Genomic DNA, 12,964 nt, shown 5'->3' on the forward strand with positions numbered 1-12,964 from the left:
GCCCCATCGCCCAAGGGCTAATCGTTTTGTTTCCGTTATGGACGTTCCATGCCAGTGTTACCCCTAGACTGGCCTCTGGCCAAACGGAACGTCGATCCAGAGCAAAGTGACCGGCGACCCCCGGACCGGCCGTCCCACCCCCTAGACTGGCTAGCCGTGATGCGCCCGTGATCCATTTCGATAATGTCACCAAGGTCTACGCGAACCAAAACCGGCCCGCCCTCGACCACGTGAGCGTGGATGTCGACAAGGGCGAGTTCGTGTTCCTGGTCGGTCCGTCAGGGTCGGGGAAGTCCACCTTCCTCCGGCTGGTGCTGAAGGAGGAGCGGCCCAACAGCGGCTCCATCCACGTGGCCGGCAAGGACCTGTCGAAGCTGTCCAACTTCAAGGTGCCGCACCTGCGCCGCCGCATCGGCTGCGTGTTCCAGGACTTCCGGCTGCTGCCGAACAAGAACGTCTACGAGAACGTGGCGTTCGCCCTGGAGGTCATCGGCAAGCCGCGCCGCTTCATCCGCAAGGTCGTGCCCGAGGTCATCGAGCTCGTGGGCCTCGAGGGCAAGGCGCACCGCATGCCGGAGGAGCTGTCCGGTGGTGAGCAGCAGCGGGTCGCCATGGCCCGCGCGTTCGTCAACCGGCCGATGATCCTGCTCGCCGACGAGCCCACGGGAAACATCGACCCCGCCACGAGCATCGGCATCATGAAGGTGCTCGACCGAATCAACAGGACCGGCACGACCGTCCTCATGGCGACACACGACGCCGCGATCGTCGACTCCATGCGCAAGCGCGTGGTCGAGCTCGAGGACGGCAAGATCGTCCGCGACCAGTCGCGCGGCGTGTACGGCCAGGCGTATTAGGAGTAACTGGGACCATGCGGGCCAACTTCATCTTCTCCGAGGTCTGGATCGGCCTTCGGCGCAACCTCACGATGACCATCGCGGTGATCGTGACCGTGGCGGTCGGCATGGCGCTGCTCGGCGTCGGACTGATGATCAACTCCCAGGTCTCGAAGCTGACCGGCTTCTGGAGCGACAAGGTCGAGCTGTCGGTCTACCTGTGCACCAAGGGCTCGCCCTTCGAACCCTGTAAGAACAGGGGCGCGGTCACGCCGGAGGAGAAGGGCAACCTGGAGCAGACGATCAAGGCGCTCCCGGACGTCGAGCGGGTGCAGTTCGAGAACCAGGCCCAGGCGTTCAAGAACTTCCAGAGCACCGAGAACAACACGCTGCTGCTCTCGGTGACCAAGCCGGAGGACATGCCGGAGTCGTTCCGGGTCAAGCTGAAGGACCCGGAGAAGGCGGCGGCCGTGGCGAGCAGCCTCAAGGGGCAGCCCGGCGTCTCCAACGTCGTCAACGAGCGCGACCTGCTCCAGTCGGTCTTCGGCTTCATGGACACGCTGCGCAACGTGGCGCTCGGCATCGCGATCCTCATGGTGATCGCGGCCACCCTGCTGATCGGCAACACGGTCCGGCTGTCGGCGTACAACCGCCGGAGGGAGACCGGCATCATGCGGCTGGTCGGCGCCTCCAACATCTACATCCAGCTTCCGTTCGTGCTGGAGGGCCTGATCGCGGGCCTCATCGGCGGCGTCCTGTCCGGCGTGATCCTGATCATCGTCAAGGTCTTCATCTTCGAGTCGATCCAGACGTACATGGCCGCGCCCCTCGGCTGGGACACGGTCGCCGGTGTGATCACCGGCACCATGGCCATCGGCGTGCTGATCTGTGTGCTCGCCTCGTTCGTCACCCTGCGCCGCTACCTGCGGGTGTGATCCCGCACCGGCCGCGCAGTTCGTTTCCGCCCTTCGCGGCGACGGTAGGCTCCCCTTATGCCACGTGAGACCGGGCGCAAGCTGATCGCCCAGAACAAGCGTGCCAGGCACGACTTCTTCATCGAGGACACCTACGAGGCCGGGCTCGTCCTGACCGGCACCGAGGTCAAGTCCCTGCGGGCGGGAAAGGCCAACCTGACCGACGGCTACGCCTCGGTCGAGGGCGGCGAGGTCTGGCTGATCAACGTGTACATCCCGGAGTACAGCCAGGGCACCTGGACCAACCACGCCGCCCGGCGCACGCGCAAGCTGCTGCTGCACCGCAAGGAGATCGGCAAGCTCGACGCGACGCTGAAGGAGAAGGGCCTCACGCTGATCCCGCTGTCGATGTACTTCAAGGACGGCCGGGCGAAGATCGAGATCGGCATCGCCAGGGGTAAGAAGGACTACGACAAGCGGCAGACGCTCATGGAGAAGCAGGCCAGCCGGGAGATGGCGCGGGCCATGTCGAACGCGGTCCGCCGCCGGGGGGGCCGTTAGGCCGTGTCCTTCCGATCATTCGGGGTCGTCCGGGCGAAAGCCGTACGGGCCGCGCTCGCGCTGGGCCTGGCCGTGCCCCTGCTGACCGGCTGCTTCGAGGAGCCGACGCCGCACGACGCGGTGCGCGACTTCCTGGTCGGCTGGCAGACGGGGGACTACGCGGCCGCCGCGCGGCGGGCCGACGGCGACCAGGCGACGGTTCGCAAGGCGCTGGAGAACGCCCGGCTGCAACTGGACGCCGCCTCGATCCGCTTCTCCCTGCGGGGGATCAGCCAGGACGGCGACGCCGCGCAGGCCGGCTACCACGCCGAGGTCGACCTCGGTGAGAACAACCCCCTCTGGCAGTACGACGGGAACCTGCCCCTGCACCTGGTCGGCGGTCAGTGGAAGGTGCGGTGGTCGCCGAGCGTCATCCACCCCGACCTCCACCCCGGGCAGCGGCTCGCGGTCGCCACCGTCCCGAAGGGCCGCAAGCCGATCCTCGACCGGAACGGCAACTCGTTGCAGGACGAGACCGTCCTGCACGTCGCCGGGGTCTTCCCCGCCAAGGTCAAGGACCCCGGCCGGCTGTGCGACCAGCTGTCGAAGGTCACCGGCTTCGCCCAGGACCGCCTGCTGAGCCGCATCCTGTCGTCGCCCCCGCAGGACTTCGTCCCCCTCGCGACGTTCGGGCGGACGAAGTTCGCCCAGATCAGGTCCAAGCTGGAGGCCATCCAGGGTCTGGAGTTCCAGATCGACAACCCGCCGGTCGCCCCCAAGTCGCCCACCCAGATCGTCGGGGTGGTCACGGCCATCACCCCGGAGGCGGAGCAGCGGCTCGGCGGGCCGCAGCGGGCCGGCGACACCCTCGGCAGGGACGGCCTGCAGAAGGCCTACCAGGACCAGCTCACCGGCTCGACCGAGACCCGGGTCGTCATCCTCGACAACGCCACCGGGCGGCTGGTCAAGGAGCTCAAGGCGTGGCCGGGGCGGGAGAACTCGTCGGTCCAGACCACGATCGACAGCCGCCTCCAGAGGGCGGGGGACGCTGCGGTGGCGGGGTCCCGGCCGGCCGCGCTCGTCGCGGTGCAGGCCTCCACCGGCCAGTTGCTCGCCGTCTCCACCAACCAGTTCCACCAGGAGAAGGACGCGCTGGCGGGCAGGTTCGCGGCCGGCACCGCGTTCTCCGTCATCGCCGCGGAAGGACTGCTCCAGTCGGGCCTCGACCCGAAGCAGAAGGTGCCCTGCAGCGCCGACCGCACCGTGGGCGGAGCCCGATTCCAGCAGCCCGGCGTCAACGGCGTGACGGTGCCCACCTTCCAGACCGACTTCGCGCAGGGCTGCGTCACCGCCCTGGCGTCACTGGCCCGGCGGATCAGCGGGCAGCGGCTGTTCGACAGCGCGAGCCAGTTCGGCATCGGCGGCGACTGGAAGCTGCCGCTGAAGACGTTCAGCGGGTCGATGGACGCCCCCAAAGGCGACGCCGCCATCGCGAAGATCATGGCCGGGCAGGGCGCCCGCGTGAGCCCGCTGGCGATGGCCCTCGTCGCCGCGGCCGTCAAGTCCGGCACGTGGCGGCCGCCGGTGCTGGTGACCTCGCCCAGCGCTCCCGACCCGGCGACCGGGGACGGTGTCACGCCGGCCGCCGTCCAGCCGGTGACGCTCGATCCCGCGATCACCGCGAAGCTGCGCACACTTATGCGGGCCGGCGTGACGTCCGGCGCGGCCTCCGCCGCCTCCGCGCCCGGCGACCCCGTGTACGGCGTGGCCGCCGAGGTCACCCAGACGGAGAAGAAGGACCGCATCAGGCTCTCGTGGTTCGTGGGCTGGCAGGGGGATGTCGCGGTCGCCGTGCTGGCGCAGAGCGGCGACACGGCGGCCGCTTCGACGATCGCCGGCAGCTTCTTCCGCGACGCCCAGCCCCAGACCTGAAAAATGCTCGGAGGCGAGCAACCATCAGGGCGGCGACCGGCGTCTTTCTAGGTGACTGGGACCCGCTTGGGGGGTTGCGGGCCCAGTCGCCGTGATGAGGACAGGGCTCCATCTCGGGGGGAGCCCTGCCCGTCTGGACCGGCTCGACCCTGCCGGTCAGCCCCCGGGGCGCGCGCCAGAGGCCGCGTTCCCGGGGGCTTCGGCGTCCCATCGGCCCCCTGTGCACCGGGGGCCGGAATTCGAGTCGCGTCGCCGGTGTTGTCATGAGTAAGCTTGTGATGCCAGGCCCTCGGGTCTGGATTGACAACTGCACATGGGGGTGACCGGTTTCGACTTCGACATTGCAAGTCAGGGGAAGCGGGTCGGGGACTGCGGACATAACCCCGTCAACACTGTGACCGCGAACAATAAGTGCCAATAAGAAGAGCACTGAGGTCAGCCAGGCTTCCCTGGCTCTCGCCGCCTAAGCAGCGAGAAACCTCTGTCAGCCCGGGAGTGCCTTCGGCCCGGAACTGACATCGCTAGAAGGCTCAACCGTCCGGCCCGGTCACGGGGCCGTACGGGAAACCAAACAGTGACTGGGCCCGTCGGCGACTCGCCTGTGAGATTGCCGGGGCCGAGAAAAGCGCAACAGGCTGCACCCGGAGAAGCCCTGTCTTGGTGTTGAAGGACGCGGGTTCGATTCCCGCCACCTCCACATCTCCGCGGAAGGGCGGGGAGGAAGCGAACGCTTCCTCCCCGCCCTTCCGGCGTCTAGACCCGTTGCGGCTGTTCGTCCTGAGCGAGCGGGGCGGAGGGGCGGTGGACGAGGTCGGGCAGGAGGGTGGCCAGACCGGCCAGCGCCAGCGCGGCGCCGAGCCACAGCGGGGCTCGCAGTCCCCAGGCGTCGATGACGACGGCCCCGATGGAGGAGCCGAGGATGATGCCGAGAGTGATGAACGAGGAATGGACCGTGTTGACCAGCGGGCCCGCGTTGCCGGTGCGCTGGACGCGGGTGGCCATCGCCGGGTTCATGGTCACGCCGGCCAGGCCGACGCCCATCATGCAGACGACCGCCGGGCCGGGCAGGTCGGCGAAGGCGGCGAAGCCGGTGAGGAAGACCAGGTTGAGGACGAGGCCGATCGCGAGGACGGGCACGGTGTGATGGTCTGCGAGGCGGCCGACCACGGTGTTCCCGACGACGGTGGCGGCTCCGTAGGCGATCAGTAGCAGGGGGACCGTTCCGGGGGAGAACCCGGTGACCTCGGTGAGGATGGGGTTGAAGTAGCTGAAGGCCGAGAAGGTGGCGCCGATGATGAGCGTGCTGGTCGACAGCACCAGCCACAGCCTGGGCCTGGCCAGGACGCCGGCCTCCTGGCGGAAGCCGCCGCCCTCGGTCCGGTTCAGGCGCGGCACGCCGATCAGGGTGGCCACGGCGGCGATCAGAGCGAGCAGGGAGACGACCCAGAACGCCGCCCGCCAGCCGAACCGCTCGCCGATCACCGTGGACAGCGGCAGCCCCAGGAGGGTGCCCAGCATCAGGCCGTTCATGGCCACCGCGATCGCCCGGCCGCGAATCTCGGGCCCGGCGAGACGGGCGCACAACGAGATGGCGACGCCGAAGAAGGCCTGAGAGGCGATGCCGGTGATGATCCGGGCGCCCATCATGGTGGCGTAGCCGGTCGCCGTGGCGGCCAGCACGTTGCCCGCCAGGAATACCGCGAGCAGTGCCGTCAGCGCCGTGCGCGGCGGCAGCTTCGCCACCGCCACGGTCAGGAACGGCCCACCGGCCGCCATCGCCACTGCGAACGCGGTGATGAGGTAGCCGATCTGGGGAACGGTGGCGTCCAGGCCGGCGGCCATCTGCGGCATCAGCCCGGCGACCGCGAACTCGCTGGTCACCATGGCGAAGATGCCGAGCGCCAGCACGTATACGGCACGAGGCACGTGCGTACTCCTTCCGCAGGGTTTTGGATAGATCGGTTCAAAATTGGGGCGTGGCAAGGCGCCGCCCGGGTGCGGATGGTGCCGGGGCCGGCGGTTCAGCGGGTCAGGGCGTCCAGGGTGATCTCGGCGATGGACTCCAGGGCCGCGCGGTCCGCGCCTCCCTGGCTGGAGACGCGCATGCCGGCGATGGCCGCGTTGACGAATCGGGCCAGTGCCTCCGGTCGGCGCGCCGAGGCGATGCTTCCGTCGCGGCGGCCCTCCTCGATGGTTGTGCGGAGGGCCGACAGCCGCCGGGTCGTGTCACGCTCCAGCATCTCGGCCGCCCGGGTCTCGTGGGCGGCCGCTTCCACCGTGGTGTTCACGCCCAGGCAGCCCGGGCCGCGACCACCGGTCCGGTTCGCGGTCTCGTCCTCGACGACCAGGGCGAGCAGGGCGCGGATGCGATCGGCGCCGCTCCTCGTCGGGTCCTCCAGGATGGCCAGATGGGCGGTGGTCATGCTGTCGAGGTAGCGGTCCAGTGCGCGTTCGAACAGATCCTGCTTGCTCTTGAACGTGTTGTAGATGCTGCTGCGCCCCAGTCCGGTGGCGTCGCACAGGTCCTGTGTGGAAGCGGCCTCGTAGCCCTTCTCCCAGAACGTGCGCATCGCCGCGTCCAGGGCCCGCTCCTCGTCGAACGTCCTCGGCCGGGCCATGCGGGCAGCCTAGCAAAGTTTTGGATTGACCGTTTCAATACTCCTGCCCGCGTCATCCCGTGGAGCCCACCCCGGAGTGGCTCTCAGGTAGGACGAGTACCTAGAGTCGGGGCGGTACATGGGAGGGAGTCTGCCGTGGGGCAGCCGAGAGTGGTGGTGCGGCGATCGTTGCCGTCGGAGCCGGCCGTACGGGGATCGGCCTCGTTGTTCCTGACGGAGGCCGAGCGGCAGGGGGTGCGGGCCGGGCGCAGGATGCTGTACGTCGGCCCGGAGCCCGCGTCCGAGCACGTGGCCGCCGGGCTGCGGGTCGAGCCCGGCACGCCGGTGCTGGCCCGGCGCAAGTTGCTGCTCGCCGGCGACGTGCCGGTGCGGGTCGCCACGAGCTTCCTGCGGCTCGACCTCTTCGCGGACACGCCGCTGTGCGAGCCGGGCTTCCTCGCGCCGACCCTGCAGGCGCGCATCGAGGAACTGGGCCACCGGTTCGGGCGGGCGGAGGAGCACCTGGTCGCCCGGCCGCCCGGGGGCGACGAGGCGGCCACACTCGAAGTAGACCCCGGCGAGTGGGTGGTCCAGATCGTGCGGGCCTCCTACTCGGCCGAGGACCTGCCGATCCACGTGCTGGAGACGGTCTGCGCCGCCTCCCGGCACGTCTTCGACATCGTTCAGGTGAGCGGCGCCGACGAGTTCTGACCGGCGTAGGCATCGATCTCTGCTGGCCAAGGTACTGTGGTACGGCGTAGTACGGGTGGTTAGGATGGAACGATGAGCGCCAGACCCAGACCTGTCGATGTCAGTGTGCGGCAGTTCGTCAGCGACTCCGGCAGCATTACCCGGGGCCTGAGGCAGGGACAGCAGTATGTGTTGACGATCAACGGCGAACCGCTTGCCGAGGTCATCCCAATCAAGCGTCGCCGGGCCGTTCCGACCGCAGAGGTGCTGGCCGTCTTCGCTACTGCGCCTGTTCTCGATGCCGCCGAACTCCGCGCCGACCTGGACGCCGTGATCGATCAGGAGTTGCCCGCCGATCCGCTGGAGGGGACCGGCCTGTGAGACATGCGGAAGGTGTGCTCGACACCAACATCGTGGCCGTCCTGTCCCTGTTCGATGCCACCGATCTTCCGGAAGCATCCCTGATCACTGCTGTGACGCTCGGCGAGTTGTCGGACGCGCCGCATGCCACCGCTGACCCGATCAAGCGCGCCCGGAGGATAGCCGTCCTGCAGCATGTCGAGGCCACTTTTGACGCGCTGCCCTACGACGCCGAGGCCGCCCGGATATATGGCCAGATCTGCGCTGCCGTTCGTAGCTCCGGTCGGCAGCCACGCGGCAGGGTGGCTGACTTGATGATCGCCGCGATCGCCGCTAGCAACGGGCTTCCTCTCTACACCGCTAATCCGAAGGACTTCGCCGGTCTCGACGGCATGGTGGAAGTCGTGGCCGTTTCGCGGCCTCCGGATGCGACGGCCTGACTCACCCCGAAGCGCTCAGGTGAGCGGCGCCGACGAGTTCTGACCGGCGTAGGCGTCGATCTCCGCGAGTAGGGCCGACTTGCCCTCGGCGCCGAGGAAGGACGCCTCCACCGCGGCGCGGGCCAGGTCGGCGACGCCCTTCTCGTCGAGGGAGAGCAGTTCGGCCGCCACGGCGTACTCCCGGTTCAGGTCGGTGCCGAACATGGGTGGATCGTCGGTGTTCACCGTGATCGGCACCCCGGCCGCGACGAGCGCGGGCAGCGGGTGCTCGGCCAGGCTGGGCACGGCCCTGGTGCAGACGTTGGAGGTGGGGCAGACCTCCAGCGTGATCCCGTGCTCGGCCAGGTGCTCCAGCAGCGCCGGGTCCTCCACGCCGCGGATGCCGTGCGCGACGCGCTCGGCGCCGAGATCGCGTACGGCCTGCCAGACGTACTCGGCGTCGGTGACCTCGCCGGCGTGCGGCACCGAGTGGAGCCCGGCGGCGCGGGCCGCGGCGAAGTACGGGGCGAACTGCGACCGGGACACCCCGGCCTCCGCGCCGCCGAGGCCCAGGCTGACCAGGCCGTCCGGCCGGTGGTCGAGCGCGATGGACAGCGTCTGCTCGGCGGGTGGGCCCGGGATGCCGGGGATGTCGAAGCACCAGCGCAGGATGGTGCCGAAGTCCGCCTCCACCCTGCGGCGGGCGTCCTCGATCACCTCGCAGAACTCCTGCGGGGCGAAGCCCCGGGCCAGGTGGGGCTGCGGCGTTACGGTGAGTTCGGCGTACCGCACCTGCTGGGCGGCCATGTCGCCGCCCACGCCGTGGATCAGCGTCCACAGGTCCTCGGGCGTCCTCACCAGGTCCACGATCTGGGGGTAGACCTGGAGGAAATGGGAGAAGTCGCGAAAGTCGTAGAACGCCTCGACCTGTGCGGGGTCGGCGGGCACGGCCGTCGTCCCCTCGTAACGCGCGGCGAGCTCGGCGACGATGTGCGGTGACGCCGCACCGATGTGGTGTACGTGCAGTTCCGCCTTGGGCAGCCCGGCGATGAACCGGGTGAGTTCCGGGGAGATCACGGACAGAACGTAACAACCAGGTAGGAGTCCCCTCCAAGCGATTCCGCCGTTTCTCACACCACTTTGTCAGGAACGGGCTCATCCTCCGGCCGGGAGCTCGCTGAGCACGACGGTGACCGTGCGCCTGGTGCCGTCCGGCTGCATCAGCTCGACCCGGGCCTTGTCACCCGGTTTGAGCGTCACCAGGATCTGCGACAGGGCGCTGGCGGTGGGCGTGGACGAGCCGTTGACCTTCACGATCACGTCGCCGGGGCGGATGCCGGCCTTGTCCGCGCCGCCGCCGGGGGACACCGAGCCGACGGCCACGCCGATCGGGTTGCCGTCCGCGTCGACCGCCGTGCCGACCCGTACGCCGAGGGCCGCCCGATGGCTGTTGACGACCCGGCCGTACCGGATGATCTGGCGGGCGATGTCGGTCGCGGTGTCGCTCGGGATCGCGAAGCCGAGGCCGGGCGCGGCGCCCAGGTTGGGATCGACGGCGGCCAGCGTCGGGATGCCGATGACCTGGCCGGACAGGTCCACCAGCGCCCCGCCGCTGTTGCCGGGGTTGATGGGCGCGGAGGTCTGGATGGCGTTGGCGATGGTCGCGGCCCCGCCGCCGGCGTGCCGTTCGCCCGTCACGGTGCGGCCCAGGGCCGACACGATGCCCTGGGTGACGCTGCCGGAGAAGCCGAGCGGGTTGCCCATCGCGAGCACGATCTGCCGACCTTGAGGTTCGCTGAGCGGCCGAAGGTCGCGGGCGTCAGCCCGCTCTTGTTCTCGACCTGGATGATCGCCAGGTCGCCGGGGGGATAGGAGCTCACCAGCCTGGCCTTCCTCGGCTTGCCGCCGGTCGCCAGCGTGACCTGGAACTCCGTGGCGGCGCCGACGACGTGGGCGTTCGTCAGGATGTGGCCGTCGGTGTCGTAGACGATGCCCGAGCCCAGCGCCTGCCCGGTGGTGATCTGCACGATCGACGGAAGGACCCTCTTGATGACCTGCTCGTACGTCGTCTCGAGCTCGATCGGGCGGGTCGGCACGGGCGTGGCCGTCCCCGTCTTCGGAGACGCCGTCGGAGAGGCGGTCTCGCCCGGGGCGGTTCCCGGCGCGCATCCCCCCGCGACCAGCGCGGCCACGGCCGGGGCGGCGACCGTACGGAGGACCTTCCGTGAGAGCTGCATAGTCCCCTGTCTACCTGCGCGAACAGTCGCCGCAAGGCGGCACGCCGGGACAAGCGCAGGTCATGACGGGTGCCCGGGACAGCCGATACCCGAGAGCATCCCCGGCGCTCTGGGCCACGGCCTAGTCAGCGAATATTCCTCTAGAATATGGTTCTACAAGGACCTAGTGCTGGAGGATCTTATGGCGATCGGGCTGAGCGAGGAGCACGAGGCGCTTCGCGAGTCGGTGACCGGATGGGCCGAGCGGGCCGTGCCCGCCGACCTCGTGCGAAGCACGGTGGGCGTCCTCGCCGATCCGGGAACGGAGGAGCGCCCGGCCTTCTGGCCCGCTCTCGCCGGCCAGGGGCTGCTCGGGCTGCACATCCCGGAGGAGTTCGGCGGCTCCGGCTACGGCCTCCTGGAGGCGGCCGTGGCGATCGAGGCGCTGTCGGAGCGGGTGGCGCCCGGGCCGATGGTGCCGACCGTGCTCGCCGGCGCCGCGATCCTCGCCTCCGAGGGCAAGGCCCAGGCCGACCTGCTGCCCGGGCTCGCGGACGGGTCGCTGACCGGCGCGGTGGCGCTCGAGGCCGAGATCACCGGCGTCCGTGACGGCGACGCGCTGACGATCAGCGGCGCGGCCGGGTACGTCCTCGGCGCGGCGGTCGCCGACGTGCTGGTCCTGCCGGTGTCCACGGACGGCGGCGAGGAGTGGGTGGCCATCGACGCCGCCCAGGCGACGGTCACCGCGGTCAAGTCGCTCGACCTCACTCGGGGCGTGGCCAAGGTCGAGCTCGACGGCGTACGGGTGCCCGCCGAGCGGGTGCTCACCGGCCTGACCGGCGCCGAGGTGCGCAACGTCGCCGCGATCGTCCTCGGCGCGGACGCGGCCGGGGTGGCCGCCTGGTGCGTGTCCGCCGCCGCCGACTACGCGAAGGTCCGGGTGCAGTTCGGCCGTCCGATCGGCCAGTTCCAGGGCATCAAGCACAAGATCTCGCGGATGCTGGTGGCGCTGGAGCAGGCCCGGGCCACGGTCTGGGACGCCACCCGGGCGGAGGGCGCCGAGCGTGACTACGCCGCCGCGATCGCCGCCGTGATGGCACCCGACGCGGCCGTGCAGTGCGCCAAGGACGCGATCCAGACGTTCGGCGGCATCGGCTACACCTTCGAGCACGACGCGCACCTGTACTACCGCCGGGCGCTGACCATCCGCGCCCTGCTCGGCTCCTCCTCCGAGTGGTCCGACCGGGTGTCCGCGCTCGCGCTCCAGGGCGTCGCCAGGGAGATGGAGATCGACCTGCCGGAGGAGTCGGAGCCGCTGCGCGAGTCCATCCGGGCGGAGCTCGCCGAGATCGCCGCCCTGGAGAGCGTCGAGCAGAAGCGGGCCCTGGCCAAGGCCGGTTTCGTCATGCCGCACCTGCCCAAGCCCTGGGGTCGCGCGGCCTCCCCCCTGGAGCAGGTGCTCATCCACCAGGAGGTCAGGGCGGCCAGGATCAAGCCGCCGCAGATGATCATCGGTGCGTGGGTGGTGCCGTCACTGGTCACGTACGGCACGCCGGAGCAGCAGGAGCGGTTCCTGCCGCCGACGCTGAGCGGCGAGCTGATCTGGTGCCAGCTCTTCTCGGAGCCGGGGGCGGGATCCGACCTCGCGTCGCTGCAGATGAAGGCGGAGAAGGTCGAGGGCGGCTGGAAGCTCAACGGCCAGAAGATCTGGACGTCGGTGGCGCACGTCGCCGAGTGGGCGATCTGCATCGCCAGGTCCGACACCTCCAAGCCGAAGCACGACGGCATCACCTACTTCCTCGTGAACATGAAGGCGCCGGGGGTCACCGTACGGCCGCTGACCGAGATGACCGGGGAGAACCTGTTCAACGAGGTGTTCCTCGACGACGTCTTCGTGCCGGACGAGATGGTCGTCGGCGAGGTCAACGAGGGCTGGCGGGTCGCCAGGAACACGCTGTCGAACGAGCGGGTCTCGCTGTCGTCCGGCTCGGGCGGCACGGGCGCCTCGGTGCCCGACCTGCTCGGCCTGGCCGGCCGGCTGGGCCGCGAGCTCACCGCCGCCGAGCGGCAGGACCTCGCCCGCGTCGTCTGCGAGGCGCACTCGATCAACGCGCTGTCGCTGCGGGTGACCCTCAAGCAGCTCGCCGGCAGCGAGCCGGGTGCCGATGCGTCGGTGCGCAAGCTGCTGTCCACCGCGCACGCGCAGCACGTCTCCGAGGTGGCGGTCTCGCTGCTCGGCACGGCCGCCGTCACCGCCGCCGACTGGAAGCTCGGCGACGCCGGCTACTGGAACCGCGCCGTGCTCGCCACCCGCGCGATGACGATCTACGGCGGCACCACGGAGGTGCAGCTCAACATCATCGCTGAGCGCATGCTCGGCCTGCCCCGTGACCCGGAGCCGGGCAAGTAGCTCACAAGGCGCCGCTCACGCGGGCGCCCATGCGCCCGCGTGACCGGCGG

Annotated in this window: 12 protein-coding genes, 1 other RNA gene and 1 pseudogene; 9 read left to right on the plus strand and 5 right to left on the minus strand. The window is 69.9% G+C overall.

What is annotated here, in order from left to right; genetic code table 11:
• Positions 1-167: 167 nt before the first annotated feature.
• From ftsE to ssrA, 5 genes are all read left to right on the plus strand, one after another.
• Positions 168-857, plus strand: a complete 690-nt coding sequence (ftsE, locus tag B1L11_RS18395; RefSeq protein WP_079315626.1) for a cell division ATP-binding protein FtsE — start codon at positions 168-170, stop codon at positions 855-857.
• A 14-nt stretch (positions 858-871) separates the two neighbouring features.
• Entirely contained in the window at positions 872-1,771 is a 900-nt protein-coding gene (ftsX, locus tag B1L11_RS18400; RefSeq protein ID WP_079315627.1) for a permease-like cell division protein FtsX, read from the plus strand.
• A 57-nt stretch (positions 1,772-1,828) separates the two neighbouring features.
• Complete coding sequence (gene smpB, locus B1L11_RS18405; RefSeq protein WP_079315628.1) at positions 1,829-2,311, plus strand: SsrA-binding protein SmpB; 483 nt, start codon at positions 1,829-1,831, stop codon at positions 2,309-2,311.
• A gap of 3 nt (positions 2,312-2,314) precedes the next feature.
• On the plus strand, positions 2,315-4,222 hold the full coding sequence (locus B1L11_RS18410; RefSeq protein ID WP_079315629.1) for a penicillin-binding transpeptidase domain-containing protein: 1,908 nt from the start codon (positions 2,315-2,317) through the stop codon (positions 4,220-4,222).
• A 315-nt stretch (positions 4,223-4,537) separates the two neighbouring features.
• Positions 4,538-4,922: a transfer-messenger RNA gene (ssrA, locus tag B1L11_RS18415) on the plus strand.
• Between the two features lie 53 nt (positions 4,923-4,975).
• Here ssrA and B1L11_RS18420 read toward each other — a convergent pair.
• Together B1L11_RS18420 and B1L11_RS18425 are read right to left on the minus strand one after the other, a co-directional pair.
• Complete coding sequence (locus B1L11_RS18420) at positions 4,976-6,148, minus strand: MFS transporter (protein WP_079315630.1); 1,173 nt, start codon at positions 6,146-6,148, stop codon at positions 4,976-4,978.
• A 95-nt stretch (positions 6,149-6,243) separates the two neighbouring features.
• Positions 6,244-6,840, minus strand: a complete 597-nt coding sequence (locus tag B1L11_RS18425) for a TetR/AcrR family transcriptional regulator (protein WP_079315631.1) — start codon at positions 6,838-6,840, stop codon at positions 6,244-6,246.
• A gap of 135 nt (positions 6,841-6,975) precedes the next feature.
• On the opposite strand from B1L11_RS18425, the gene B1L11_RS18430 reads away from it, so the two are divergent.
• The 3 genes from B1L11_RS18430 (at position 6,976) to B1L11_RS18440 (ending at position 8,309) form a co-directional block, all read left to right on the plus strand.
• A complete protein-coding gene (locus B1L11_RS18430; RefSeq protein WP_256862662.1) occupies positions 6,976-7,530 on the plus strand; it encodes a UTRA domain-containing protein in 555 nt (184 codons plus the stop codon).
• A 72-nt stretch (positions 7,531-7,602) separates the two neighbouring features.
• The gene (locus B1L11_RS18435) at positions 7,603-7,890 is read left to right on the plus strand and encodes a prevent-host-death protein (RefSeq protein ID WP_143737358.1); all 288 of its coding nucleotides are present in this window, start codon (positions 7,603-7,605) and stop codon (positions 7,888-7,890) included.
• Positions 7,891-7,904: 14 nt separating this feature from the next.
• A complete protein-coding gene (locus B1L11_RS18440; RefSeq protein WP_256862663.1) occupies positions 7,905-8,309 on the plus strand; it encodes a type II toxin-antitoxin system VapC family toxin in 405 nt (134 codons plus the stop codon).
• A gap of 15 nt (positions 8,310-8,324) precedes the next feature.
• On the opposite strand, the gene B1L11_RS18445 is transcribed toward B1L11_RS18440, so the two are convergent.
• The 3 genes and pseudogenes from B1L11_RS18445 to B1L11_RS51140 all read right to left on the minus strand — a co-directional run.
• Positions 8,325-9,365 carry an adenosine deaminase gene (locus B1L11_RS18445; protein WP_218671183.1) on the minus strand — a complete coding sequence of 347 codons (1,041 nt, stop codon included), beginning with the start codon at positions 9,363-9,365 and terminating at the stop codon, positions 8,325-8,327.
• A gap of 78 nt (positions 9,366-9,443) precedes the next feature.
• Positions 9,444-9,671, minus strand: coding sequence for a PDZ domain-containing protein (locus B1L11_RS54925; protein ID WP_372974695.1), 228 nt, complete (start codon positions 9,669-9,671; stop codon positions 9,444-9,446).
• 174 nt (positions 9,672-9,845) lie between these two features.
• Positions 9,846-10,525 (minus strand): annotated as a pseudogene (locus B1L11_RS51140) (S1C family serine protease); the annotation flags it as partial.
• 181 nt (positions 10,526-10,706) lie between these two features.
• Between B1L11_RS51140 and B1L11_RS18455 the strand changes: the two are divergent.
• Entirely contained in the window at positions 10,707-12,914 is a 2,208-nt protein-coding gene (locus B1L11_RS18455; protein ID WP_079315634.1) for an acyl-CoA dehydrogenase, read from the plus strand.
• Positions 12,915-12,964: the final 50 nt, after the last annotated feature.

It is taken from the genome of Microbispora sp. GKU 823 (assembly GCF_002027145.1).
In the GTDB taxonomy this organism is placed as follows: Bacteria; Actinomycetota; Actinomycetes; order Streptosporangiales; family Streptosporangiaceae; genus Microbispora; species Microbispora siamensis.